The sequence below is a fragment of the Desulfovibrio faecalis genome, assembly GCF_053570625.1.
In genome coordinates this window covers 183065-208864 of sequence record NZ_JBRBQR010000001.1, presented here as the reverse complement: position 1 = coordinate 208864, position 25800 = coordinate 183065, and the positions used below count along the sequence as shown (strand labels likewise).

At 58.2% G+C, this 25800-nt stretch carries 21 protein-coding genes and 1 riboswitch; of the genes, 10 read left to right on the top strand and 11 right to left on the bottom strand.

Going from position 1 to position 25800, the window contains the following annotated elements; genetic code table 11:
- From ACUZ79_RS00850 to ACUZ79_RS00835, 4 genes are all read left to right on the top strand, one after another.
- Positions 1-1086 (top strand): NAD-dependent epimerase/dehydratase family protein, encoded by a 1086-nt coding sequence (locus tag ACUZ79_RS00850; RefSeq protein WP_449252152.1) that lies wholly within the window; start codon positions 1-3, stop codon positions 1084-1086.
- The gene (locus ACUZ79_RS00845; RefSeq protein ID WP_449250409.1) at positions 1083-3083 is read left to right on the top strand and encodes an ATP-binding cassette domain-containing protein; all 2001 of its coding nucleotides are present in this window, start codon (positions 1083-1085) and stop codon (positions 3081-3083) included. Before ACUZ79_RS00850 ends, ACUZ79_RS00845 begins: the two co-directional genes overlap by 4 nt.
- A 122-nt stretch (positions 3084-3205) precedes the next feature.
- Positions 3206-3613: a (deoxy)nucleoside triphosphate pyrophosphohydrolase gene (locus tag ACUZ79_RS00840; RefSeq protein ID WP_209818312.1), complete on the top strand. Its 408-nt coding sequence runs from the start codon at positions 3206-3208 to the stop codon at positions 3611-3613.
- A gap of 340 nt (positions 3614-3953) precedes the next feature.
- Positions 3954-7010: an EAL domain-containing protein gene (locus ACUZ79_RS00835; protein WP_449250408.1), complete on the top strand. Its 3057-nt coding sequence runs from the start codon at positions 3954-3956 to the stop codon at positions 7008-7010.
- Between the two features lie 89 nt (positions 7011-7099).
- Here ACUZ79_RS00835 and ACUZ79_RS00830 read toward each other — a convergent pair whose 3' ends face one another.
- Both ACUZ79_RS00830 and ACUZ79_RS00825 read right to left on the bottom strand, forming a co-directional pair.
- Positions 7100-8449 (bottom strand): sugar transferase, encoded by a 1350-nt coding sequence (locus tag ACUZ79_RS00830; RefSeq protein WP_240823195.1) that lies wholly within the window; start codon positions 8447-8449, stop codon positions 7100-7102.
- Entirely contained in the window at positions 8446-9603 is a 1158-nt protein-coding gene (locus ACUZ79_RS00825) for a glycosyltransferase family 4 protein (RefSeq protein ID WP_449250407.1), read from the bottom strand. The genes ACUZ79_RS00830 and ACUZ79_RS00825 overlap by 4 nt, the downstream gene beginning before the upstream one ends.
- Positions 9604-9829: 226 nt before the next feature.
- Here ACUZ79_RS00825 and ACUZ79_RS00820 point away from each other — a divergent pair, with 226 nt between their 5' ends.
- Positions 9830-10852 carry an NAD-dependent epimerase/dehydratase family protein gene (locus tag ACUZ79_RS00820; protein ID WP_449250406.1) on the top strand — a complete coding sequence of 341 codons (1023 nt, stop codon included), beginning with the start codon at positions 9830-9832 and terminating at the stop codon, positions 10850-10852.
- A 255-nt stretch (positions 10853-11107) separates the two neighbouring features.
- Here the strand turns inward: ACUZ79_RS00820 and ACUZ79_RS00815 are convergent, their stop codons facing one another.
- From ACUZ79_RS00815 to ACUZ79_RS00805, 3 genes are read right to left on the bottom strand one after another with little or no spacing between them, the layout of a single operon-like run.
- Positions 11108-11818, bottom strand: a complete 711-nt coding sequence (locus tag ACUZ79_RS00815; RefSeq protein WP_291444418.1) for a septal ring lytic transglycosylase RlpA family protein — start codon at positions 11816-11818, stop codon at positions 11108-11110.
- Positions 11809-12807, bottom strand: a complete 999-nt coding sequence (locus ACUZ79_RS00810; protein ID WP_240823191.1) for a hypothetical protein — start codon at positions 12805-12807, stop codon at positions 11809-11811. Before ACUZ79_RS00810 ends, ACUZ79_RS00815 begins: the two co-directional genes overlap by 10 nt.
- Positions 12804-13073: a hypothetical protein gene (locus ACUZ79_RS00805; protein WP_240823190.1), complete on the bottom strand. Its 270-nt coding sequence runs from the start codon at positions 13071-13073 to the stop codon at positions 12804-12806. The genes ACUZ79_RS00810 and ACUZ79_RS00805 overlap by 4 nt, the downstream gene beginning before the upstream one ends.
- A 570-nt stretch (positions 13074-13643) precedes the next feature.
- Here ACUZ79_RS00805 and dsrA point away from each other — a divergent pair.
- The 5 genes from dsrA (at position 13644) to ribB (ending at position 18554) form a co-directional block, all read left to right on the top strand.
- Complete coding sequence (gene dsrA, locus ACUZ79_RS00800; protein ID WP_449250405.1) at positions 13644-14957, top strand: dissimilatory-type sulfite reductase subunit alpha; 1314 nt, start codon at positions 13644-13646, stop codon at positions 14955-14957.
- Positions 14958-14975: 18 nt separating this feature from the next.
- Positions 14976-16121, top strand: coding sequence for a dissimilatory-type sulfite reductase subunit beta (dsrB, locus tag ACUZ79_RS00795; RefSeq protein WP_192112559.1), 1146 nt, complete (start codon positions 14976-14978; stop codon positions 16119-16121).
- 60 nt (positions 16122-16181) lie between these two features.
- Positions 16182-16418, top strand: a complete 237-nt coding sequence (locus tag ACUZ79_RS00790) for a dissimilatory sulfite reductase D family protein (protein ID WP_240825370.1) — start codon at positions 16182-16184, stop codon at positions 16416-16418.
- 540 nt (positions 16419-16958) lie between these two features.
- Positions 16959-17534: an AmmeMemoRadiSam system protein A gene (gene amrA / locus ACUZ79_RS00785; RefSeq protein ID WP_449250404.1), complete on the top strand. Its 576-nt coding sequence runs from the start codon at positions 16959-16961 to the stop codon at positions 17532-17534.
- An 81-nt stretch (positions 17535-17615) separates the two neighbouring features.
- Positions 17616-17766, top strand: a riboswitch (FMN riboswitch).
- A 116-nt stretch (positions 17767-17882) separates the two neighbouring features.
- A complete protein-coding gene (gene ribB, locus ACUZ79_RS00780; protein WP_449250403.1) occupies positions 17883-18554 on the top strand; it encodes a 3,4-dihydroxy-2-butanone-4-phosphate synthase in 672 nt (223 codons plus the stop codon).
- Between the two features lie 352 nt (positions 18555-18906).
- Here the strand turns inward: ribB and ACUZ79_RS00775 are convergent, their stop codons facing one another.
- The 6 genes from ACUZ79_RS00775 to panC all read right to left on the bottom strand — a co-directional run bounded on the left by ACUZ79_RS00775 (position 18907) and on the right by panC (position 25675).
- Positions 18907-19539, bottom strand: coding sequence for a CatA-like O-acetyltransferase (locus ACUZ79_RS00775; RefSeq protein WP_449250402.1), 633 nt, complete (start codon positions 19537-19539; stop codon positions 18907-18909).
- A gap of 83 nt (positions 19540-19622) precedes the next feature.
- A complete protein-coding gene (recD2, locus tag ACUZ79_RS00770; protein WP_240825365.1) occupies positions 19623-21863 on the bottom strand; it encodes an SF1B family DNA helicase RecD2 in 2241 nt (746 codons plus the stop codon).
- Positions 21860-22171, bottom strand: a complete 312-nt coding sequence (locus ACUZ79_RS00765; RefSeq protein ID WP_449250401.1) for a helix-hairpin-helix domain-containing protein — start codon at positions 22169-22171, stop codon at positions 21860-21862. The genes recD2 and ACUZ79_RS00765 overlap by 4 nt, the downstream gene beginning before the upstream one ends.
- Positions 22168-23265 (bottom strand): chorismate synthase, encoded by a 1098-nt coding sequence (gene aroC, locus ACUZ79_RS00760; RefSeq protein WP_449250400.1) that lies wholly within the window; start codon positions 23263-23265, stop codon positions 22168-22170. The genes ACUZ79_RS00765 and aroC overlap by 4 nt, the downstream gene beginning before the upstream one ends.
- 348 nt (positions 23266-23613) lie before the next feature.
- Positions 23614-24786, bottom strand: a complete 1173-nt coding sequence (gene metK / locus ACUZ79_RS00755) for a methionine adenosyltransferase (protein ID WP_240825362.1) — start codon at positions 24784-24786, stop codon at positions 23614-23616.
- A gap of 40 nt (positions 24787-24826) precedes the next feature.
- A complete protein-coding gene (gene panC / locus ACUZ79_RS00750) occupies positions 24827-25675 on the bottom strand; it encodes a pantoate--beta-alanine ligase (RefSeq protein WP_449250399.1) in 849 nt (282 codons plus the stop codon).
- Between the last annotated feature and the right edge of the window lie 125 nt (positions 25676-25800).

The following is a 25800-nucleotide window of genomic DNA, read 5'->3' as shown; positions in this document are numbered from 1 at the left end:
ATGACTGAAAGCGCCGTATATACGCCGCATCTGGCGGGTAAAAAAGTGCTGCTTACGGGCGGCACTGGTTTTGTGGGGCGGCATCTGCTGCCGCAACTGCTGGAAGCCGGAGCGCAGGTCACCTGCCTCACTCGGGCTGCCTCGCGCACCGGGCATCTGCCTGCGGGCGTGGAAACAGTCCAGGCCGATCTGAGCACGGGGCAGGGGCTTGCAGAAGCCCTGCACGGCAAGGATGTGGTCATTCACATGGCGGCCCTGCTTTTTGGCCTTGGCTGGCAGGATTATCTGCGGGCCAACGCCCTTGCCGCCCGCAGCATGGCCGACGCCATTACAAGCCTTTCCCGAGAGGGAAAGCTGGGTGCGGACTTTCGTTTTGTGCTGGTTTCAAGCCTCGCGGCAACCGGCCCTTCCGGCACGGCCCCCGGTGTGGACGATGCCACGCCGCCTGCGCCGGTTTCCGCCTATGGCTGGTCAAAAATGCTGACAGAGCAGGTACTTGGGCGCGCTCTTGGGCAAAGCCTCGTAACACTGCGCCCCCCCATCATCTATGGCTCGGGCGACAAGGGGCTACTGCCAGTATTTCAGGGGGTTATGCGTGCCCATGTGGCCGTGAGTCCTGGCTCCGGGCGTGAATTTCCGGTCAGCGCCCTACATGCGGACGACATGGCCCAGGCCGTGCTGTGCGCTTGCAGGCCCGAAGCCAGCGGCGTGTATCATCTGAGTGACGGCGAGGCCTATACCATGTCCGGCTTTTGCCGGGTCATGGGCGCAGCGGTGGACAAGGCCCTTGGCCGCGCACCCCGCTGCGTGCGCATAGTTCGCATGCCTTTGCCTGTCATGGCTTGTACTGCCGGGCTGTCCACGGCCTTTGCCGTGGCTGCCGATGCCGTGTCCCGCCGCCTTTTGGGGCGTGGGCTGCGGCGCGCCCCGGCCTGGAATCTGGACAAATACCGTGAAGCCCGTCAGGCCGGGTGGCTGTGCGACAACAGCCGCATCTGCCGCGAACTGGGCTTTGCGCCGCGCGTGAGCCTTGAGGCAGGCATGACCGAAGCCATCGACGGCTACCGCCGCGAGGGCTGGTTGTGAAGATCACCATACAGGAACTTTCCAAGGCATTTGGCGGACGGGACATTCTCAGCAACTTCTCGCTGGAAGTGGATTCCGGCGTGCGGCTGTGCGTTTGCGGACCCAACGGTACAGGCAAATCCACCTTGCTGCGCCTTTTGGCCGGGGTGGAAAGCCCTGACGGCGGGCGGGTAATTCTGCCGCGTGGCTGCCGTCTGGGTTTTGTGGAGCAGGAGCTTTCAGAGGCATCCCTTGAAACGCCGCTGCTGACCTATGTGCTGGACGTGCTGCACGACTGGAGCGATTTTTGGGCCGAATGGGAAGAAGCCGCCGCCAGCAAGGACGAGTCTCGTCTGACCTCCCTGATGCACCGTCAGGGCGAGCTTGAGGCTCTTTACGGTTACAATCCCGAGCACCGGGCCAAGGCCGTCCTTTCCGGGCTGGGCTTTGCCGAAAACAAGTGGAACCGCACCTTGCGCGAACTCTCCGGCGGCTGGCGCGAGCGCGCCAAGCTGGCCCGCGTGCTTACCGCCGGCGCCGATGTGCTGCTGCTGGACGAACCCACCAACCATCTCGACGTGGAAGCCGTGGAGTGGCTGGAATCCTTTCTCATGGACTTCAGCGGCGCGCTGGTGTTTGTAGCCCATGACCGTGTGTTCATGGACAATGTCGGCACCCACGTTCTCTACCTCGGGCTGTCCAAGCCCGTGTTCCGCAAGGCCACCTACACGCAGTTTCTGACGCTTCAGGACGAATACAACGCCCAGCGTGAGCGTGAAGCCCGCGCCCTCAAGGAAGACCTTGACCGCAAGATGGCCTTTGTGGAGCGTTTTCGCGCCAAGGCCACCAAGGCCCGTCAGGCGGGTTCCCGGATGAAGATGGCTAAAAAGCTCGAAAAAGAGCTGGAAGACTACAGGCCGGAACCCAAGCGCAAAGAGCTGAATTTCAGCTGGCCCGAAGCTCCGCATTCAGAAAAGATTGTTCTGTCCGCCGCGGATCTGGAATTTCATTTTGGCGACGGCAAAACCATGTGGCCGCCCCTGACCCTGACCCTGTTCCGTGGGCAGCGGGTGGCGCTGGTGGGGCACAACGGCTGCGGCAAGTCCACCTTGCTCAAGCTGCTGGCCGGTACGCTGGAGCGGTGCGGCGGCAATGTGGTTACAGCATCGCAAATGCGCATGGGCTACTATACCCAGCATCAGATGGACACCTTGCGGGGCGATACCACGGTGCTTGGCGAGATCCGCCGTCTTTCAGATCCGCGCACCACTGAAGAAGAACTGATGAGCGTTCTCGGGCTCTTCATGCTGGGGCAGGATTATTTTGAACGGCAGGTGAGCGCCCTTTCAGGCGGCGAAAAAAGCCGCCTTGTGCTGGCAACGCTGTTTTTGAAGCGCTGCAATTTTCTGCTGCTGGACGAACCCACCAACCATCTTGACCTCGAAAGCCGCGAAGCCCTGGTGAGCGCGCTACAGAAGTTTAACGGCACCCTGCTCATGGTGGCGCATGACCGCTGGCTGCTTTCGCAGGTCGGGGCTGAAGCGTGGGAACTCAACGAAAACGGGCTGACCATATTCCCCGATTTTGCCTCGTACGACGAGAACCGCCGTGCCCGTCAGAACGGTTTGGGCGAAAACCCCCAGAGTGTCGCCAATGCATCGGGCAACAACGCCCGGCAGGCGGACGCGCCCGCCGCGCAGCCTTTGTCGCGCGATGAACAGAAGCGCATCAAACGCGAGCAGGCCGACAGGCGCAATGCTCTGCACAAGGAGCTGAAGCCCCTGCAAAGCCGTTACGAAGCACTGGAAACAGAGCTTGCCTCGGTGCTTGACCAGCAAGCCCTTGTGGAAGGCCAGCTGGCCGACCCGGATGTGTACGCCGACCACGCCCGTTCCAGCGATCTGCTCAAGACCTTTGAATCGTGCAAACAGCGTAGCGAAGCCATTCTGGAAGAAATGACCACACTTGAAGAAGGCATGACGGCTGTGCGGGAGAAGTGGAACGTGGAGCAGGATTGACCGACAGGTTTTGCTGGCACCCCCACAAAGGCGTTGCGTGACGTAACAGCTTGGTGCAATAGTATAAATACGTTTTCACCCAAAAACTGCTCCAGGGCCGCGCGCCCGGTGTGGAGAGTGGCATGCAACATATAGAAGTAGCTGCGGGCATCATCTGGCGGGGCAAGAGGTTTCTGGCCAGCCAGCGCCTCAGCGACAAGCCTCTTGAAGGGTACTGGGAGTTTCCCGGCGGCAAGCTCGAAGCCGGGGAAAGTCCCGAAGACGCCCTCAAACGCGAACTGGCTGAAGAGCTTGGCGTGGGCGTGCGTCAGGCCGTGTTCTGGAAAAGCCTTGACCATGAGTATGTGGAGCGCGGCTTTAGTGTTCGGCTGTATTTTTTTCATGTCACCGAATTTGTGGGCGAACCCTGTGGCGAAGAAGGGCAAAATCTACGGTGGGTCGAGCCGCAGGAAGCCTTTGCCCTCGGCTTTTTGCCTGCCGATGCCGTGGTGCTTGAAGAACTCATAGCGAGGCAACCGAGCATTCTTTGATAATTTTGTGATGTGCATCCACTGCGCAGTAAATATTTTTGGTTTCGGCCCGCCTATGGCGGGCTTTTTTTATGGGCAGGGAAATTAGGGTGCAACGGGCGGTGGAAAAGTTCTCCGCAAAAAGGTAGCCTGAGATCAGTATTTATCGAAACCGCCACTGCTCACTGCTTTTTCCAAAAAATTCGGGAGAGGCTATGCGAATGCTGACAGCGGAACGGCGGGCTACGCCCTGCAAGCCCGGCCGCATCATTTTATCCCTTCCCACACGCTGTTGGCGTGCAGCCTCGCATGTCGCTCAGGTGGCTTGCCTTGGCAGGCCCGCACACCGGGCAGGTGATCTATGCGTATAAAGCAGCTTTCCTTTATTGTGTGCGCCGCCATAGTCGGGCTGTTCGTGCTTATTTCCTATGTCACGTCCGAATTGGTGGTGGTGCGCGGCGTGGATGCCATTGAGAGCAACAGTTCCGCCGAAAAAATGAAACAACTGCGCAACCACATCCATGCGCAGGAAACACAGCTAAGCCATATCGCGGTGGACTGGGCATGTTGGGATGATGCCTACAGGTTCATACAAGACAATAATGATGAATTTGCCCGAACCAACCTGCGGCAGCAGATGCTGGCAAAGTTGAATCTGTCGTCCATTGCCTATGTCAGCAGAGATGCCGCAAATGTTCACATGGTTGAAGATGATGCGGACTGGCGCAAGCCTGATCTTGCAGACGAGGCGCAACGTCTTTACGCGCAACTGGTCAACAGGCTTGAGGGCAGTTCAGAAGAAGGCCTTGCAGGGATCATTATGCTTGGTTCTGTGCCACACATTATTGCGGCCCAGAAAATACGCGATACGGCCATGCTCCTGCCCGCCAACGGTGTGGTTTTCATGACCCGCGCCATTGATGCGGATTTTATAAAGGATGTGGAACACGATACCCTGCTGCGTTTTACCGTGCTGCCGGTGGAAGCGTTCAACAGCCTGCCCGTGGCTGCGGATGATATGAACGCCTTCAAAATAGTGCGCGAAGACGGCAGCATCAATTCATATTCAGTGGTGCGCGATGTTTTTGACTGTGCGGCCTTTTGTCTGCGGCTTGTGACAGGCCGGGAAATTGCCCAGCTTGGCAAGCGCATGTTTTTGCAGAATTTTATTCTGATTGTCGTCACAGGCATGGGCATGTTGATTGCATTTTTGGTGTTTACAGAAAAGCAGATACTCAGGCGCATTCTCTCCATGCAGCGGCAGGCGCAGCATATTGAGAAGAGCAGCGAACCGCTGAAAAAGATTGATATTCAGGGTGATGACGAAATATTTGACCTTTCCCTGAAGATCAACAGCATGATCGACGCCCTGCAATCCAACGAAAAGTTTTTGCAACAGACGCTCGATGCTCTTCAGGCTGGCGTAATCACTATTGAACCGGGCAGCCTGAAAGTACGCAGCATCAATGCGTTTGCGCAACAGTTCATCGGCTTGCCCGCTGATGAAATTGTGGGCAGGCCCTGCCATGAATTTATCTGCCCCGGAGGGGTGGACCTCTGCCCCATGAGCAAGGGCAATCCCAAAGGCGAGCTGCTCGCAGGCCAGCTGACGTCTGTGGACGGCACCATGAAGACCATCGTCAAATCCGTGCGCGCCATTGAGATGAAGGGCGAAGAGATTTTTCTGGAATCGTTTGTGGACATAACGGATCTGGAAACGACACGTAAGGAACTGCAACGTTCAGAAGAGCGGTACAAGACCCTGTTCATGAATACCGGCACGGCAACGGCTGTTATCAGCAGCACCGGGCTGATATTTTTGACAAATACGGAATTTTCCAACCTTGTGGGCATGCCACAGGACGAGATTGAAGGAAAGCTCTTCATAAGTAGATTTCTGGGAAAGGGCGAAGGGCATTCGCCGTTGTCGTTCGGCTCTTCTGCAACACGGGGCAGTGAAAAATATGAAGCAGAAATCCGGAGCGGCATGGGAAAAACCATCAATGTGCTGGTAACCCGTGCAAAAGTTCCAGAGAGCGGCCTGTCTGTCATTTCCCTGCTGGATATTTCAGAACGCTCGGCAATGGAGAGGGAACTGGCCTACAGGGCCAACCATGACCTGCTCACAGGGCTTGCCAACAAGGCTCTGGTGGCAACGCGGCTCATGGCCGCCATGCAGGAAGTGCATGAATCCGGGGGCATGGTAGGCGTGCTGCTCATCGACCTTGACCGCTTCAAGCAGGTGAACGACAGCTTCGGGCATTCGCTGGGCGACAAGCTCCTGCGGCAGGCTGCGGAGCGTCTGACGTATCTGGCCCGGCAGGATGACTGCGTGGCCCGTACTGGCGGCGATGAATTTGTCATTGTTGTGGGCAAGGCGCAGGGAAAGGTCCAGCTTGAGGCCCTGGCAAACAATGTGCTGCATTCGTTGAACCGCTGCTTTTACGTGGACGAATATTCCATCTATCTTAGCGCGAGCATTGGCATTGCCTGCTACCCCGGCGACGGCACCACCGTGGAGGCTCTGATGCAAAGCGCCGACCTTGCCATGTACAGAGCCAAGGCCAAGGGCAAGAACACGCACACGTTTTTTACAGAAGACCTCACGGTGGCGGCCAACGACCGCATGGCGCTGGAAACTGAGCTTTTCCGCGCCATGGACAGTGCCGCCTTTGAGGTGCACTACCAGCCCAAGATTGATATCGCCAACGGCGCAGTTGCAGGCTGTGAAGCTCTGGTGCGCTGGAAGCGCGCTGACGGCACGTGGATTCCTCCCTCTGTGTTTATCCCCCTGGCTGAAGAAACCGGGCTTGTGCGGCGGCTCGACATGTACGTACTGCGCAAGGCGTGTCGGCAGCAGAGGGAATGGAGGGAGCAGGGCCTGGGGAATGTCCATATGTCTGTGAACATGTCCGGGCGCAGCATCATTGCTGAAACATTTGTGGATGATGTGCTGGATGTGCTGGGCCGGGAAGACATGCGCCCCGAGCATCTGGGCATGGAAATAACCGAAACGGCCTTTATGTCCAATATGGCTGAAGCGTCGCGGGCCATAGCGGCGTTGAGCGAGCAGGGAATACAGATATATCTGGATGACTTTGGAACCGGGTATTCATCGTTGTACTACCTGCACACCATGCCCATCGCCAGCCTGAAAATCGACAAGTCATTCATTGACGGCATTAACGCACCGCTCAATGCCTCCAACGAACTTGTCAAAACCGTGCTGACTCTCGCCTCCGGTCTTGGCATGGCAACAGTAGCCGAAGGGGTTGAAACGAGGGAGCAGATTGATTTCTTGGCAGAAAATGGTTGCAGTCTCATTCAGGGGTATATCTTTTCGCAGGCGCTCAGCGGCAGCGATTTTGCAACCTATCTGAGAAGTTCCGCTGAAAGTATCGCGGAAGTAATGGCTTAGTTCCCCTTTTTTCAAGGCCGTAAAAAGCCCCGCAGGATTATCCAGCGGGGCTTTTGTCATTTTAGTTGCTATGCGCTTTCAGTCTCGGACTATCGTGCTCCCTTGGGGAAGAGCACAACGCCGACCGTCTTGAACACGATATTTATATCCAGGAGAATGGACATGTTCTTGATGTAATACAGGTCGTATTCCAGTTTGCGGCGGGCATCGTCTTCTGACGCGCCGTAGGGATAGCACACCTGCGCCCAGCCGGTGAGACCGGGTTTAACCGTATGCCGCAGGCTGTAGTAGGGGATGGTTTCCTTGAGCTTGGTCACAAAGGCCATACGCTCGGGGCGCGGGCCGATGAAGCTCATGTCGCCCTTCAGGATGTTCCATATCTGGGGCAGTTCGTCTATGCGCACCTTGCGGATGAACTTGCCGAACCTTGTCACGCGCGCATCATGGGCGCTGGCCCATACGGCTCCGTTCTTTTCAGCATCGGCGCGCATGGAGCGGAACTTGTAGACCGTAAATTCCTTTTCAAAAAGGCCCACGCGATCCTGTTTGTAAATGACCGGGCCGGGCGATTCCAGCCGTACCACAATGGCGGTCAGCAGCATGATGGGTGCTGCGGGAATGAGCAGGAGCAATGAAATCAGCACATCGAGGGCGCGCTTGAGCCTGCGCAACGAGCCGCGCGTGTTCAGCGAAAAGCCTTCGGTCTGCAACAGCCACTCATCGTTGATCTGCGAGAGTGGCAGGCGCTGCACCACGTGCTCGTAGAAACTGCGGATATCCACCACCATGCTGCCGCGCAACTTTGCTTCCAGCAGATCATGGGCGATGTCGTCGTCAATGGGCGCGTCAGGCAGCAACAGGATCATGGTCGCCTGTTTTTCTTTGGCAATGTCCAGTGCCATGAAGGGGGCACCAAGGCAGGGCCCGGCATCCGGCCCCTGATCGCGCTCGCCGACATAGCCAAGAATCTCGGCCTTGGGCAGGCCCTCTGCCAGCAACTGGCGCACCTTGCCCGCGCGGTCCACCCCTACCAGCAAAATGCGCAGCGGATGGGTGAGCCTTTCGGCATTGAGGTGGTAAATCCAGCGCCAGCCCAGTGAAAAGGCCAGAGAAAGGGCAAAAAGCATGGCCACGGTTTCGCGGTCAAAACGCCAGTGCTGAAAGGCATAGGATGCAGTAGCCGAAGAGACAATGCCTAGCAGGCAGGCTACCAGCACACGCCCCACGGTTTCCTTGAAGTCCTCGTTGCCAACGCTGTACGCATCAAGGATGTAAAAAAAGAGCATGTAAAAGAAGATGGTAAAGAGCGTAGCGCCCGTATAGTCGTGAAAAATGCTCAGATCGGATTCGACCGTCAGAAAGCCGGAAATGCTGAGAGCCAGCAAAATGCATATCAGATCCAGAACCTGCATCATGGCCATGCGGTATGTGCTTATCATAGGGTATCCTCAATGGCGGGCGCACGCATGTCTACAAGAATGCGCGCTGCCACTTTTTCTGCGTCAAATTCACTCAGGGCCAGTTCGCGCCCGGCCTGTCCCATGCGGGCAATGCTTTCAGGGTTGGTGATAAAGGATTCCATGGCGCCTGCCAGCGCCTGCGGGTTGCGTATCGGCACAAGATAGCCGTTGACGCCGTTGCGCACAACCTCGCGGCAGCCGGGGGCGTCAGTGACCACTGCGGGGCGGCCCATGCTCATTCCCTCCATAATAGAGGTCGGTGTTCCCTCGCGCCAAGAGGGCAGCACAAGCACATGGGCGGCAGCCACATAGGGGCGCACATCGCGTGTTTCACCAAGGTATTCTATGCAGCCCTGATTCTGCCATGCATCCATCTGTTCCATGCTCACGCTGCCAAGGCCTTTTTCCGGCGGGCCGAGCACCTGAAAGCGGGCATCAGGGTACCGGGCCTTGAGCAACCGTGCGGCTTCAGCATATTCCGGCAAACCCTTGGCTTCAAGCAGCCGCGCCACCAGCAGAAAAACGGGCGACCCGCTCAGATGGCCATCGGCGGAATAGTTGGGGAAAGGGCTGGGGGCAAAGCGCTTGGTATCCACTCCGGTGCCGCGCGCCGTAAGCACGCGCGCATTGCGCCCGAGGATGCCCGATTGGCGGAAAACCTGTATGTCGTCCTGATTCTGAAAAAAAACGCCTTCCGCGCCCGAAAGCGCCACGCGGTAGAGCAGGCGGCCCAGAAGGTTGACGCATTTCTTGAAGAAGGAATCAGCCTCAAAGGCATAACCAAGGCCGGTGATGGTGGCATAAACGTGGGGAACCCCAGCCGCTCTCGCCGCCATGCAGCCGTAGATCACAGGCTTGATGGTGGAGGCGAAAAGCAGGTCCGGCTTTTCGTCCCTGAAAAGGCGGAACAGCTCACGCGTGGTGCGCAGGTCGCTCAGGGGGTTCAACCCCTTTCTGTCCAGCGAATAGTGTCGCAGGCGCGCGCCCTGAGCGGCCAGTGCTGCTTCAGCATCGGCATCGCCTGGCGGGGCGCAGCAAACTACCTCGTGCCCGGCCTTGCGCATGTGCCGGATCAATACACTCCAGAAGTTGCTCATGGCTTTGGTCTGGTTGCCCAGAACAATGATCTTCATGCTCGGCGCTCTCCCTTGTTCGGCGCTTGCCCTGCGGGCTTGTGTCGCATGCGCAAGCCTATAGCACTACAACCGTGTTATGAAAAGGGCAGAAGCTTTTGCATATATAGGCGGCGCAGGCCGCTGCGGCTTTACAGTCGCGCTGCTACAGGGTAAAAGAGGGATGGTTCTGCTGCCCGGGAGTATGCCTTGGCGCAGGCCGGAAATCTGAAAACAGGACGCAAAAATGAGCGCGTATTCCGATCTTACCAAATCCATGACTGCCCAGCCTTCGCGTTGGCTTATCACCGGCGTTGCGGGCTTTATTGGCTCCAACCTGCTGGAACATCTGCTGAAACTTGGGCAGACCGTGGTTGGTCTGGACAACTTTCTTACCGGCTACCAGAAAAATCTGGACATGGTGCGCGACATCGTTGGCCCAGAAGCGTGGAGTCGGTTTAGCTTCATCGAAGGCGACATTCGCGATATCGACACCTGCCACGCCGCCTGCAAGGGCGTGCAGCATGTTCTGCACGAAGCGGCCCTTGGTTCTGTGCCGCGTTCCATTGACGACCCGTTGTTGTCCAACAGCTGCAATATCACCGGTTATCTGCACATGCTTGTGGCAGCGCGCGATGCGGGCGTGAAGAGCTTTGTGTACGCCGCGTCTTCCTCCACCTACGGTGATTCGCCCGAACTCCCCAAGGTGGAAGACAAGATCGGCAGCCCGCTTTCCCCTTATGCTGTCACCAAGTACGTGGACGAACTGTATGCAGACGTGTTCAACCGCTGCTATGGCTTTTCCAGTGTTGGCCTGCGGTATTTCAACGTGTTCGGCCAGCGTCAGGATCCTTACGGCGCGTATGCCGCTGTTATTCCCCAGTGGTTCGCCAGCCTTATCAAGAAGGAAACCGTTTTTGTGAACGGCGATGGCGAAACCAGCCGCGACTTCTGCTATATCGACAACGTTGTGCAGGCCAATCTGCTTGCCAGCTTTGCCCAGGGCGAAGCCACCAACAAGATTTACAACGTGGCCTTTGGCCAGCGCACCACCCTGAATGAGCTTTTTGACCTCATCAAGGAAGAAGTGGCCCGCCACAAGCCCGAAGTCATGACCGCCGAATGCGTGCATCGCGACTTCCGCGCTGGCGATGTGCGGCACTCCCTTGCCGATATCAGCCGCGCGGAAAAGCTGCTGGGCTACGGCCCCCAGTTTGACGTGCGCCAGGGCCTGCGCCTTGCTGGCGACTGGTACGCAGCCAACCTGTAGCAGCCAGCCACATTCCAGAAATATGAAACCCCGCGCAAGCGGGGTTTTTTGTTGTCCAAGACTAGAGTTAATTTGAAAGCTGCGCAGGAGCGGTTGCCGCAAAAATTGTTTAGGGACAATGTATAATTGATTTTTTTGTTCTCTGGCAAGGAAGATAAGCCTTTTTTACGAAGGAGTGTACATGAGAGTACTCGACCGGAGTAAAAAAGGCTTTCTGACGCAGCCAGAGGGCAAAAGAACAATTATACACTGTCCCTAATTGTCGCCCACTACAAAAGCGCCGGGATACATGGCGCGGAAAATATCAAGCTCTTGCTGCGCTCCGAAAGAATCGGGCCACGGCCCCACCTGCACATTCCACATGTTGTTGCTGCCGTATATGAGGCGTCCGCGTTTGCCGGTCTGGGAAAGGATATTGATGAGGTTGTCGGCGTTCACTCTGTCGGCAAATGCCCCAACCTGCACATAAAAAGCCCCGGTGAGGTCGCCGTCTTCTTTCATGCGTTCAACGCCGCCCATACTTTGAATGCGCACCCGCGCCGTTCCGGGGCCAAGGATATTCAGGCGGCTGGCCGCAGCGCGGGAGAGGTCAATGACTCGGTCGTCCACAAAAGGCCCACGGTCGTTGACGCGCACAATGATGGAGCGCCCGTTGCCCATATGGGTGACGCGTACCTTGGTGCCCAGCGGCAGCAGCTTGTGGGCCGCCGTCATGGCATACTGATTGTAGGTCTCGCCATTGGCAGTAGTTTTGCCGTGGAACCCGGGCCCGTACCATGAGGCCGTGCCTTCTTCCACAAAACCGTTGGCTGACTTGAGGGGATAGTAGGTCTTGCCGCGCACTGTATAAGGGCGGCTGCCGGGAACCCCGCCCTTACGCCAGGAGCGTGAACCGCAGCCACTCAAAAGCGCGGCGCAAAGCAGGGCAACAAGAAAAACAAGGAGCGGTCTGACCGTCATGCACATCCGCGCCCCTGACCGCTCAGATAGGGCAGGCAGGGGAGTGTGTTCTTTTTGCCGCAGGCGGCGCACAGGCCGGAACAGTCGGCCTCAGACGCGGCGGCGCATTCCAGTTCATGCAGCAGGGCAAGGCCTTCCTGCCCCAGACTGCCACGATCGCGTGCTCGGGCGAGCAGGGCCAGCGCAGGGTTGCGGCGGCCAGCATTGAGAAAATCCCTGGCAGCCAGAAGGTAGAGGCGCTCCCTGTCATTGCCGAAGAGCGAAGCCAGGAGGTGCTCGTAACCTGCGCCAAAGACCTGGCGGGCAAAGTCTTCCTCGGTGGCAAGCCAGCGCGCCAGATGGGCGTTGTGCCGTTCGACCGCCAGATAGCTCGTGAGAAGCCGCAGCCCGTGGGCCAGAACGTGCATGATGCGCGACAGTTCGCGTGAGGAGCTTTCAGAAGTTTGGCCGCCAAGGCCGCGCAAGGGGTTGTACATGTCTGCCGTGACCCCGGGCCTGCGCGAAATTTGTATAAGACGATTGGCGTAGTGTTGGCCCTGAAAGGCGTCTTCCTTCAGTTTGGCGCATTCGTGAAAGGCATAGCCGATGCACCAGTCAATGAGAGTTTCAAAAGCCTTCTGGGCATGAGCGCCACCGGGCAGCACATTGTCCGCATGGCGGCGCAGGGCAGTGATCTGCGCCATCTCTGCAGTATTGCCGTTGTCATCGGCGGGTTCTTCCGGCAACAGCAACTCCAGCGGCGGCATGCCGCCGGGGGCCATGGCCTCTATGCCGGGGCTGTTGCGGAAAAGGTGATGGGCCGTATCCTTGAGCCGCCAGAAAACGCCCTTGCGCATGGCCTCGCCCAAAAGGTCGCGCAAGGCCGTGTAAGAAACGGCTCCGTCCACGTCAAAACGGCGGCGTTGGTCGGCCAGCAGGCTGTAAACGGTGCAATAGTCGCGCACCAGATCGCGCACGAGAAAATCGCGGTTGGCCAGCAGCCAGCGTCCGTTCACGCTTCGTCCTCCTGGAGAAGGGCACGGGCCACGGCGATGTCGTACAGCAGCAGGGGGTCAGAGTCGGCATTGCGTTCTTGCTGATACATGCGCGCGGCACTGCGCACCACAGCCATGCTCAGCCATGGGTGACGTTCCCACACTTCGGGATGGTCGGCGCGCCAGAGGCGAAATTCAACCTCGCCGTCAGGCCCGCGGCGCACGTAGACGCGCGAGAGGGCATTGCCCGCCTGCGGGTGATAGTACAGTCCAAGTTCGTCTTTCATTATAATGATAACCCTTGCGGATATGGGCCATGCGAGGCCTTTGTTGGTGCGGCGCATCCGCACATTCCATTTTGATCATACGCGCAAGAAAGCACTTTGCCAAGGCTGTGCGGCATTGTTGTGAAAAATAGTACAATATTTAAGAAAAAAGTTGCTTTTTTACGTAAAAAAATGCCTGCGCGCCTCGCCTAAAGTAATGATTTTGGCATGCTGTGCTCACGTGCATTGTGTCGCAAAGCCTTGATCGCCGGGTATTCTTGCGCCTTTTGCGTATATCATGCCGCCCCGGTTGTCATTAAGTGGAAAATGGGCTAATCAGTGTTTTGACCGCGTTGCGGCCTGACGGTCGGTGGCCCTTGCACGTCCGTTATCCGCGATCCCTTGGGGCGTCCCGATTTTACGGGGCGGGCGCATGCAGGTTTTACCTTCATGCGTGTGCTGGGGGGAGTATCCCGCCATGCACGGGCAGCGATTTCGCGCCTGTACCCCGGATTGCCGCACCGGATCGCCGCAGTTGACCGGCACGTCACGCAAGCGCGTGATACAAACAAACCATGTGGAGGTATGGCAATGGCGAAACATGCAACCCCCTTGTTGGACCAGCTTGAAAGCGGCCCTTGGCCGAGCTTCGTGTCCGACATCAAACAGGAGGCGGCCTATCGGGCCCAGAATCCCAAGGGTCTTGATTATCAGATCCCTGTGGACTGCCCTGAAGACCTTCTGGGTGTGCTTGAGCTTTCCTACAACGAAATGGAAACACACTGGAAGCACGGCGGCATCGTGGGTGTGTTCGGTTACGGCGGCGGCGTTATCGGCCGTTACTGCGACCAGCCCGAAATGTTCCCCGGCGTGGCGCACTTCCACACCATGCGTGTGGCTCAGCCTTCCGGCAAGTACTACCACAGCAAGTTCCTGCGCGACCTGTGCGACATTTGGGATCTGCGTGGTTCCGGTCTGACCAACATGCACGGCTCCACCGGCGACATCGTGCTGCTCGGTACCCAGACCCCCCAGCTGGAAGAAATCTTCCACGAACTGACCCACAACATGAATGTTGACTTGGGTGGTTCCGGCTCCAACCTGCGTACGCCTGAAGCCTGCCTTGGCCAGTCGCGCTGCGAATATGCCTGCTACAACACGCAGGACATGTGCTACCAGCTGACCATGGACTATCAGGACGAACTGCACCGTCCCGCCTTCCCCTACAAGTTCAAGTTCAAGTTCGACGGTTGCCCCAACGGCTGCGTGTGCGCCATGGCGCGTTCCGACTTTGCCGTTGTCGGTACCTGGAAGGACGACATCAAGATCGACCAGGACGCCGTGAAGGGCTATGTGGGCGGCGAATTCGCCCCCAACGCCGGCGCTCACTCCGGTCGCGACTGGGGCAAGTTCGACATCCAGAAGGAAGTCGTGGACCTGTGCCCCTCCAAGTGCATGAAGTGGGACGGCTCCAAGCTTTCCATCAAGACCGCCGACTGCGTGCGCTGCATGCACTGCATCAACACCATGCCCCGCGCTCTGCACATCGGTGACGAACGCGGCGCGAGCATCCTCGTGGGCGCCAAGGCCCCCGTGGTGGACGGCGCCCAGATGGGTTCGCTGCTCGTGCCTTTCGTTTCCTGTGAAGCCCCTTACGATGACGTGAAAGAAGTCATCGAAAAGATTTGGGACTGGTGGATGGAAGAAGGCAAGAACCGCGAGCGCGTGGGTGAAACCATGAAGCGCCTGTCGTTCCAGAAGCTGCTGGAAGTCACCGACACTCCCGCCGCTGCCTACCATGTGAAGGAACCGCGTTCCAACCCGTACATCTTCTTCAAGGAAGAAGAAGTGCCTGGCGGCTGGACCCGTGACCTTGCTGCTTACCGCAAACGCCATCAACGCTAGTCAAAGGGGGAGAAGAACATGGCTTTTATTTCTTCCGGGTACAATCCCGCAAAACCGATGGAAGGCCGCATTACTGACATCGGACCCCATAAGTATAATGAATACTTCCCGCCGGTGATCAAGAACAACTTCGGCAAGTGGCTCTATCACGAAATTCTGGAGCCCGGCGTGCTCGTGCACGTGGCCGAAAGCGGCGACAAGTGCTACACCGTCCGCGTGGGCGGCACCCGTACCATGTCCATCACTCACATCCGTGAGCTGTGCGACATCGCCGACAAGCACTGTGGCGGCTACCTGCGCTGGACCACCCGTAACAACATTGAATTCATGGTGGACAGCGAAGCCGGCATGAAGGCCCTGCGCGACGACCTGAACAGCCGCAAGTTTGACGGTGGCTCGTTCAAGTTCCCCGTGGGCGGCACTGGCGCTGGCATCAGCAACATGGTGCACACCCAGGGTTGGGTGCACTGCCACACCCCCGCGACCGACGCCTCTGGCCCGGTTAAGGCCGTGATGGACGCCGTGTTTGAAGACTTCAAGTCCATGCGTCTGCCCGCCCCCGTGCGCATCGCGCTTGCCTGCTGCATCAACATGTGCGGCGCCGTGCACTGCTCGGACATCGGCCTTGTGGGTATCCACCGCAAGCCCCCGATGGTCGACCACGAATGGGCTGACCAGCTCTGCGAAATTCCCCTGGCCGTGTCTGCTTGCCCCACCGCCGCTGTGCGTCCCACCAAGGTGGAACACAACGGCAACAAGGTGAACTCCATCGCCATTAAGGAAGACCGCTGCATGTACTGCGGTAACTGCTACACCATGTGCCCCGCGCTGCCCATCTCGGACGGCGAAGGCGACGGCGTTGCCATCATGGTTGGCGGCAAGGTTTCCAACCGTATCAGCATGCCCAAGTTCTCCAAGGTCGTTGTGGGTTACATCCCCAACGAACCGCCCCGTTGGCCTTCGTTGACCAAGACCGTGAAGCACATCGTTGAAGTGTACGCGGCCAACGCCAACAAGTACGAACGTCTGGGCGACTGGGCTGAACGCATCGGCTGGGAAACCTTCTTCAAGATGACCGGCCTTGAATTCACCCACCACCTCATCGACGACTTCCGTGATCCCGCCTACTACACGTGGCGCCAGAGCACGCAGTTCAAGTTCTAGGTATAGCTTGTTTATCAACCCCGGCGGCGCTTTTTGCGCCGCCGGGACAGGAGACTCACCATGGCTGACGACAAAGACATTGTTGTTGAATTCCTGAATAGCAAATCTGGATCCAAGTCCAAGTTCTACTTCAAGGACTTCCTTGATTTGTTCCCCGACAAGGGACCCCGCGACGTGAAGAAAATCCTCACCAAGCTGGTGAACGAAGAAGTGCTGGAATTCTGGTCTTCCGGTTCCACCACCATGTACGGCATGAAGGGCGCGGGCAAGCAGTCTGCCGCTGAAGGCGAAGATTAGCAGCAGACCGCATTGGCCCAGTGTCTTTGCTTTCGGCTGCGCCAAAACGCGCTTTTTATTACGGATGAGCACCACGTGTACGCTCCCTGCATAAAAAGCGCGTCTTTGTTGCCGACTGCCCTCTGCTGCTGGCCGATGTCGTCTGGCAGATTTCGCCAGAATGCCTCAGGTTTATTTGTCGGGATTCTTATCTCGAACGGCAAGGACATGCCTTGAAGCATGCGCCTTCGCAAGGTGCGTCAGCCTTTGCGTGTAAGCCTCAGCAAGTTATGCCGCAACGTGAGTTGTGGCATTTCTTGCTTACCGAGGGAGACTCCTATGCTCCTCCGGCTTCGGCTTTGCTTAAAGCGCAACGGCAGGCTGGCCTACAGACGCTTAGCTGAAAGTCACAAGGCATACGTGGCAGCAGCCACTCTCCCTCTTGATCACAAAGGCTTGCTCTGCGCGGGTATTCCCCGCAATCTGTGCTGAACGGGTAAACCTGTATGCTGGGTCTGCCCTGTTTCGCTTTCACGCCCTGTTTGTTACGCGGGAGGCAGAATGAGTATTGCATTTTCCCTGTCTGACACTGAAAAGCAATTTTTGTCGCATCAGGCCCGCATGTCCATAGAAGCCGGATTGGCAGGAAAAAGCGTGACGGATGCTCCGCAACCTTCTGCCGGACAATTTGCACCAGAAAGTGCCCTGTGGCGAACGCTTGGGGCTTTTGTAACCCTGAATATGGGTGAGAGGCTTCGCGGTTGTATTGGCAATATTGTGGGGCGTGAGCCGTTGTATGCGACTGTGTGGCATATGGCGCAGGCTGCGGCTTTTGCAGACCCCCGTTTCCCCGCGTTAACGCTTGCCGAATGGCCGCATGTCGCCCTCGATATTTCCGTTCTGGACGAGCTCAGTCCTTGCCCCGGCCCGGACGCAGTGGAGGTGGGGCGGCACGGCCTTGTGCTGGTCTACGAGGGGCGCAGCGGCGTGTTCCTGCCGCAGGTGCCCGTGGAGCAGGGGTGGGATAGACTGGCGTATCTGGACAATCTGTGTCTTAAGGCTGGTGTGGCTCCTGGCTCATGGAAGCTGCCGGGGGCGCAATTGTTCTGGTACGAGGCCACTGTCTTTGCGGCCTGAGTGCTGTCTGCATAATCACGCGGGGGCAGCGACAGCTGAACCTGATGCTTGCACATGCCTCTTCCGGGGTGTAAGCTGTACAAGATTTCTCAGGGCGGGGTGAAAGTCCCCACCGGCGGTGATGCGGCGGCCAGCAGGCTTCCGCCAGCCCGCGAGCGCCCAGTGTTTGGGGTCAGCAGATTCGGTGAGAATCCGAAGCCGACGGTTATAGTCCGGATGGAAGAGAACGGTTTTTTGCCGCTCACAGCAGCGGTGCGTCCTTTATTGGAAGGCGCACTTTGTGTTGCGGCCCGTCCACGCCCTGATGCACCATCTCCCGGCAAACAAAGCCGGAAACAGGAGAACGGAATGCATCAGTCCTCATTATCCCTTGCTTCTTTCGGCACCTCTGAAGAACGTGTTCGCGCTGCTCTTGCCTCATTGCGCAAAGGCGGCGGCGTTTGCGTTGTGGATGACGAAAACCGCGAAAACGAAGGCGACCTCATTTTCAGCGCGCAGCATATTACGGTGCCGCAGATGGCTATGCTGATCCGGCATTGCAGCGGCATTGTCTGCCTGTGCCTCACGGACGATCATGTGCAGCATCTTGACCTGCCCATGATGACCGACCACAACACCAACACGCAGGGAACTGCCTTTACCGTCACCATTGAGGCAGCCACGGGCGTTACCACGGGTGTTTCCGCCGCTGACCGCGTCGCCACCATCAAGGCCGCCGCAGCGCCCGATGCCAAGCCAGCCCATCTGCGCCGCCCCGGCCATGTGTTCCCCTTGCGGGCACGCCCCGGCGGCGTGCTTGAACGGCGCGGGCACACGGAAGCCACAGTTGACCTCATGCGTATGGCAGGCCTTGAGCCCTGCGGCGTACTTTGCGAGCTGACCATGGATGACGGCGAAATGGCCCGCCTGCCCGAAGTTGCGTGCTTTGCCCGCGCCCACAACATGCCTTTGTGCAGTGTGGAAGATATTGCTGCGTGGAGGTTGGCTATGGGTGATCTGCATCTTGCCGCCAGTGCCTAGCTCCGCGCGCGTCTTTTGCCCGCTGACAGCGTCAAGCAGGGCTTTTTGCTCCGGTCGAGTACCATTAAAGTACACTCCCTGCGCAAAAAGCCCTGCTTTCCTTGTCAGCGAACAAAATCCATCGCGCGGGAAGTCAAGAAGCACATTGCCAGAGAACAAGGTGCATCATGCAGCGCGCCCATCAATGGTCAGCTAGCAAAGTCCATCGCGCGGCAAAGCATAAGAAAAAGACTCCCTGCGCATACTAAGCAGCTCACTCGCGCATAGCGCAGGCAAGTCTGACCTCATGGAAAAAAAGATAGCCCGGTTCATGGAATGAGCCGGGCTATCTTTTTTACTGGCGCTGTCGCGATCAGCTGAAATATTCGTGGGGGGATTCGATGATTTGTGTAAAGAGCTTATAAAACTCAGCCAGATGTATTCCGTCAATAAAGCTGTGGAGCGCTTCAATGGAAATGGTGACATTCCCTGCGTCATCTTTTTTGCCAAAAAGAATTCTGGGCACGCTGTCGATCCACGGATCACCCCAAGGATTTGTTGCTGAAAGTATGGGAATGTCTGGCACGCAGCTAAAGTAGATCAAGCTTTGCACGTCGCCGCCCTCGGGGCAAAGCGTTGGATTCTGGTCGGCAATAGCCCGCGCAGCACTGATATTGCTGCTGAAGACGGAAAATTGGGGGTCAAATTTCGCAACGCAGTTGCAATGCAGTTTTCTGCCCTTGGGGATGTAGGTAAACGCCGCATCAATGCGTTCAAATTCCGCAGGGCGCAAATTGACTATGCGCTGTCTAAATCCTGCAACACCATGAACGGCGAGCATGGCGGCAAAATAGATACAATCCGTAAGCCGAAAGCCATTCTGAGCTTTTACTTCACACAGCCTTGCAATATTTGCTGAAAAAGAAACACTGAAGCATGGGTTTCTGCGCGATTGGAAAAAACTGAAATGCTCGTTTCTTTCCCATGAGTCATCAAGGTATTTCATAATGAATCCTGGTCGGCACTGTTTCTTTAAAATCCGCAGTACAAACGGGCTGGAGTTTCAGAACGACAATTTGTGCCCCCATGCTACTCCACAGGCGCGAGGCGCTGGGCCAGCCGGGTGAAGCGCTTACGGGTCTTGTTGTTTTTGACCGCCATGTGCAGGGCGCGGGATTCGCCCACCAGAATGACCAGTTTTTTGCCGCGCGTTACACCCGTGTAAATAAGGTTGCGCTGCAAAAGCACATAGTGCTGCATCATGACGGGAATGACCACGGCGGGGTATTCCGAGCCTTGCGACTTGTGGATGGAAATGGCATAGGCAGGCGCGATTTCATCCAGTTCATCAAATTCGTAGGGCACAACGCGCTCGTCAAAGGTGATGCTGAGGGTGCGTTCGCGCACGTCCATAAAGCTGATGCGTCCCATGTCGCCGTTAAAAACGTCCTTGTCGTAGTTGTTGCGTATCTGCATGACCTTGTCGTGCAGGCGGAAGCAGCGGTCGCCACGGCGCACTTCCACGCCGTGGGGGTTCAGGGCTTCCTGAAGGCAGGCGTTCATGCGGCCAGCACCCACTGCGCCCTTGTGCATGGGCGTGAGCACCTGGATGTCGTCCACCGGGTCGAGGTTGAAACGCCGGGGAATGTGGTTGCGCACCAGATCCACAATGAGCTCCGCAGCTTTTTCTGCATCGTTCTGATGGATAAAATAGAAGTCCGAGAGCCGCTCCTTGCTCGATTCAAGCGAGGGAATTTCGCCACGGTTGATGAGGTGGGCATTGCAGATGATTTCGCTCTCCGCAGACTGACGGAAAATTTCGGTCAGTTCCACAACAGGCACAACGCCGGAGCGGATAATATCTGCAAGCACGTTGCCCGGGCCTACCGAGGGCAACTGGTGCACATCGCCTACCAGCACAAGGGTTGCGCCCAGCGGCACAGCCTTGAGCAGGTGGTAGAAGAGCAGGGTGTCCATCATGGAGGCTTCATCCACCACAAGGAGACCACAGGCGAGGGGATTGTCCTCATTGCGTGCAAAGCCGTCTTCCTTGGGGCTGTATTCCAGCAGACGGTGGATGGTGCGCGATTCGCGGCCAGACGTTTCAGACATGCGCTTGGCGGCGCGGCCTGTGGGGGCTGCCAGCAGTATGCGGGCGCGCACCTCGCCAAAGAGCTTGATAATGGCGTTGATGATGGTGGTTTTGCCAGTGCCGGGGCCGCCGGTGAGCACCATCATCTTGCTGCGGGCGGCGGTGCGCACGGCCTCAAGCTGCTCTGCCGCGAGGGAAATGTTCAGTTCGCCCACAACCTTGTCCACCAGCGCATCCGGCTTTTCAAAACGCACGGATTTGGGCGAGCGTAAGAGGCGCTGAATGTAGAAGGCGGTTTTTGACTCGCAGTGGTGGTAGCGCCGCATGTACACGCCGATTTCGCCGGGGGCGTCGGGCATATCCAGCTCTTCGCGCACAATGCGCTCATCGGCTTCGAGCGCGGCGAGGGCATCCTCCACAAGGCCTTCGTCAACGCCGATCTGGGCGCAAACCGCCTCGGTCAGCTCCGCCTGCGGCAAATAGACGTTGCCATCGTCCGTGGCTTTTTGCAGCACATAGAGGGTCCCCGCCTGTACACGCAGGGGGTTGTCGTGCTCAAAGCCCAGCTTGCTTGCGGCGGCGTCAGCGGTAACAAAGCCGATGCCGTGGATATCCATGGCAAGGCGATAGGGATTCTCGCGCACAATGGCGAGCGCCTCAGCGCCGTAAGCGCGGTAGATGCGTACAGCGTAGGCCGGTGTAATACCGTGGGGCTGCAAAAAGAGCAGCAGGTCGCGCATACCCCGGTGCTCGGCCCAGGAGGTGCGGATGCGGTCAAGGCTCTTGCTGCCCACGCCGCGCACCTTGAGCAGGCGCTCTGGCTCTTCGTCAAGAATACGGATGGTATCCGTGCCAAAGGCTTCGACTATGCGCCCGGCCATTTCTTCGCCAACGCCCTTGATAAGGCCCGAGGCGAGATAGAGGCGGATGCCCTCGCTGGTGGCGGGCAGCATTTCATCGGCGTTCTGAAACTCGATCTGGCGGCCAAAACGGGGGTTGTTGACCCAGCGCCCCGATACCTTGAGCTGCACGCCCGCTTGCGGGTTGACCATGTGCCCGATGCACGAAACAGGGTCGCGTGGTCGGGTGAGGCCAGCGTTGCCGTTGCCGCTGTTCACACTGGCGGGCAACAAACGCAGCACAGTGTAGCCGTTTTCTTCATTGTGGAAGACAACGCGCTCCACCGTGCCGGTGAGTTCAACGGAATCGGGATCTTGTAAAAGGGGCAGGTTGCTCATGCACTCGCCTTGTCAGCAATCCTTGGGCTTGTTGCAGCCTTGCGCTGCCGCGACCACCAGAACCAGTTGCGCTGTTCATCGGAAAGTTCCGGGTTCTTTGCCTGGGCAACAGCGCAATTGAAAACATCAAGACAGCAGATATCAATTTTCTGGCCTTTGATGCGGCACAGTTCATCATACAGGGCCTGAGGGTCGCACCCCGCCAGGTCGGAAATATCCGCAACGCCAAGCAGGCACAGGTCTTCAATGGTTGCCGGGCCAACAGAACGCAGGGCGTTCAGAGTGCGAGCATCGGCCTTTTTGTTCACAGGCCCAGCCCCATGCGCTGCTGGAGCAGCAGGGCATCGGCAAGGGCCAAAGCTGTCATGGCTTCCATAACCGGCACTACGCGCGGGATGGCGGCAAGGTCGTGTCGTCCGCCAATGAGCACGGAGGCGGCGTTGCCTTCCTTGTCCACGGTCTGCTGGGTAACAGCTATGGATGCGATGGGCTTGACCGCAGCGTGCATCACAATGGTCTGTCCGCTGGAAATGCCGCCCAATATGCCCCCTGCGTGGTTGGAAGCAAAGCGGGCCTTGCCGGGCTGCGCCGGGTCGGCAGGGAGCAGAGGGTCATTGTTCTGCGAGCCATGCAACTTGGCCGCGCCAAAACCTTCGCCCACAGAAAAGCCTTTGACCGCGCCAATGCTCATGATGGCGTGGGCCAGCACAGCCTCCAGCTTGTCAAAAACGGGCTCGCCAAGACCTGCGGGCACATTGCGCGCCTCAATGCGCACAATGCCACCCAATGTGTCGCCCGCTTTGCGGGCGGTCAGCACAACCTGATCCCACAGGGAGGGCATGGCCTCGGTGGCGGCGCAGTAGGGGCGGTTGCGGGCATTGTCCAGGTCAAGGGTTGCCCAGTCCTGCACGGCGGTTCCGCCCAGTTCCACGCAGGCGGCCATGATTTTTACGCCACGTCGTTCAAGAATCTTGCGGGCAATGACGCCGCCAGCCACGCGGGCTGCGGTCTCGCGCCCAGAGGAGCGCCCGCCGCCTCGATGGTCGCGTATGCCGTTGTACTTCTGAAAATATCCCCAGTCCGCATGGCCGGGGCGGAAAACTTCGGCCAGATTGCCGTAGTCGTGCGAGCGCTGGTCTTCGTTGGCGATGTAGAAGGCAATGGACGTGCCGGTGGTCATGCCCTCGTACACGCCGGAGAGCAGGCGAACCGTGTCCGATTCCTTGCGCTTGGTGGCGGTGGGGCCCTGACCGGGTTTGCGGCGGTCAAGCTCGGCCTGAATGTCGGCCTCTGTCAGGGCCAGGCCAGCCGGGCAGCCGTCAATGACGCCGCCAAGGCCCACGCCGTGGGATTCGCCGAATGTTGTCAGCCGGAGGGCCTGTCCGAATGTATTGCCAGCCATGTGCTACCTCGCCTTCACTACAGCATTTTTAGTCGCTCACAAGGGGCATTGCCAGCGTAATGCATCGCGGCTGGCCCTTTGTGGCGGGTGTCTGCTCGCGCAGACTACGGGCAGTTCTAGGGTGAATCTGCTCAGAATAGCGCCGGAGCGGCGCGGTCAAGTGAACCAGTATAGGCAAGGGAGGGGCGGCTTGCAACTCGTGCGGATGAAAGGGATATTTAGCCGGAATTTAAGGCGATCAAAAGCATGTAGCCGGAATATGCGAGCAAAAAAAATGGATAAAATAAGGTGCAGAAAACCCAGCAAGGAGTTTCCTGCACCTCAAAAGGGTAAATATGCAGGCTCGCGCTACACCTTGGCGGCGGTACGCAGGTCGGCTACGGCGTCAGTTTTTTCCCAGGTGAATTCCGGCAGTTCGCGGCCAAAGTGACCATAGCAGGAAGACTTCTGGTAGATGGGGCGCTTGAGATCAAGGCGCTTGCTGATGAAGTAGGGGCGCAGGTCAAAGACTTCGCGCACGGCCTTGGTCAGCAGTTCGTCCGGCAGGTCGCTGGTGCCCTGCGAGGAGACAAGCACGCTGACGGGCTGGGCCACGCCGATGCAATAGGCAATCTGCACTTCGCATATGGGGGCGAGGCCAGCGGCAACCACATTTTTGGCGATGTAGCGGCCCATGTACGCGCCGGAACGGTCAACCTTGGAGGGATCCTTGCCGGAGAACGCGCCGCCGCCGTGGTGACCGCTGCCGCCGTAGGTGTCCTGAATGATCTTGCGGCCTGTGAGGCCGCAGTCGCCCATGGGGCCACCCACCACAAAACGGCCCGTGGTGTTGATGAAGATTTCGCAGGCCTTTTCGTCAAAATAGCCGGAGGGTTCCAGGATGGGGCGAATGACGTGTTTTTTCACGGCTTCGGCCACATCAGCCTGGCTGGCGGTGGCGCTGTGCTGGGTGGAGACCACCACGTTGTTGATACGCACAGGCTTTCCGTCCTGATATTCAAAGGAAACCTGGGTCTTGCCGTCGGGACGGAAAATATCCACCGTGCCGTCCTTGCGCACTTTCGCCAGCTGCTGCGAAAGCTGGTGCGCCCAGTAAATGGGGGCGGGCATAAGGGTGGAAGTCTCGTTGCAGGCAAAGCCAAACATCATGCCCTGGTCGCCAGCGCCCTGATCTTCGGGCTTTTCGCGCAGCACGCCCTGGGCAATGTCGGGCGACTGGCGGCCAATGGCGTTGATAACAGCGCAGGTCTGCCAGTCAAAACCCATTTCTGAGCTATTGTAGCCAATACCCTTGATGGTTTCGCGCACCACATGGGGCAGGTCGGCGTAGCCGCTGGTGGTAATTTCGCCAGCGATAACAGCCATGCCTGTGGTCACCAGGGTTTCGCAGGCCACGTGGGCGTTGGCGTCCTGTGCCAGCAGGGTATCAAGAATGGCATCGGAAATCTGGTCGGCGACCTTGTCGGGGTGGCCTTCAGTTACAGATTCTGAAGTGAAAAAGTATTTGCCCTTGGTGTGCATATGAATCTCCTTGGGCGCTCGCGTCAGTGCGGCGCGGGTTTTAGGGTCGCAACAGAATATTGTCGATAAGCCGGGCCTTGCCTATGCGCACGGCACAGGCCATGAGCGCCGGACCGGTGACTTCGGTGAGCGGAGTCATGGATTCCGGGTGAACAATACTGAGGTAGTCAAGGCGTCCCATGGGCAGAAATTCCGCCCAGCGGCGCAGCACCGCCTCGCGCAGCAGCTTGACGCTGGTTTCACCGCTCTGGGCCAGTTTTTGGGCGTAGAGCAGGGCCTTGCGGATCTCTGGAGCATGGGCGCGTTCGTCCGGGCTGAGATAGACGTTGCGCGAGGAAAGGGCCAGGCCGTCAGCTTCGCGCACGGTTTCGCGCGTTTCAATGCGCACAGGCACATCAAGGTCGCGCACCATGCGGCGCAAGATCGCCTGCTGCTGCCAGTCCTTCTGTCCAAAAACGGCGACATCCGCGCCGGTCAGCATAAAGAGCTTGAGCACCACGGTGCATACGCCGCGAAAGTGCACAGGCCGGGTGAGGCCGCACAGGCCACGGGAAAGTTCGGGAACTTCCACCCATGTGGCGTGGTCTGGCGCGTACATGGTTTCGGGCTGCGGCATGAACAGCGCGTCCGCCCCATGACTGCGGGCTATGTCCGCGTCGCGCTCGGCATTGCGGGGATATGCTTCCAGATCCTCGCCAGGGCCAAACTGGGCAGGGTTGACAAAAAGGCTCACCACCAGGCGTTTCGCCTGCGTGCGGGCAAAGGCCATGAGGTCTTCGTGCCCCTGATGGTAGTAGCCCATGGTGGGCACCAGAGCGATATCGTCTCCGGCGCGGTGCCAGGCCTTGCATTGGGCCGCCAACTCTTGGGGATTTGTAAATATCTGCATATCAAGGTATTGTGATATTGTTTGTGAAGGCTCTTTTATACACGTGAGGCAGCAGCTTGTAAAGAAAGACCTTTGCAAAAGCAAAAATGCTGGCGGGGTGGAAGGCTTGACCCTGGGTGTTGCTG